The organism is Halobellus sp. Atlit-38R (assembly GCF_003665925.1).
Taxonomy (GTDB): Archaea; Halobacteriota; Halobacteria; order Halobacteriales; family Haloferacaceae; genus Haloquadratum; species Haloquadratum inordinatus.
On the sequence record NZ_QXIJ01000396.1, the window covers coordinates 1 to 436 of the forward strand.

The 436-nt window shown below is 71.3% G+C and carries 1 protein-coding gene; it reads right to left on the bottom strand.

Features of this window, described 5'->3' with window-relative positions; translation table 11 throughout:
• Positions 1–173: 173 nt before the first annotated feature.
• Positions 174–436: thioredoxin domain-containing protein (locus D3D02_RS20040; protein WP_158599422.1), on the bottom strand; the 263-nt coding region annotated here is incomplete at its 5' end.

Consider the following 436-nt stretch of genomic DNA (forward strand, 5'->3'; position numbering starts at 1 on the left):
AGCGAGAGGAGGGCGCGTCGTCTCACCGGGGGTCACCTCGTCGGGGTCGGGAGCGCGGTCGCGTCGTGTGCATACTCGTGGCTAGTGAATCCCGTCGTAAAGCGTCGCTGGTGTCGTGCGCGAATCCCGCGCGAGAGGTGGTGTGGACGTCGAACCACGCGACTCGCGTCCGATTACCGGGCGTTCTCGACGGCGCGCTGGAGGTCGGACCATCGCGGCGCGACCTGCTCGCCGTCGACGAGAACCGTCGGCGTCCCCTGGAAGCCGCGCTCGTCGACGGCCTCGGTCCGCTCGGCGTCGACGAGCGGGCGGTAGCGTTCGCGCGAGGCCGCCGCGGCGACCGAACAGCCGTCGAGGTCGGCGTCGTCGGCGAGCGACTGGAGCGTCGACAGCGACCCCTCGGCGTCGCCGCCGCCGAACTCCGATTGGTTCTCGT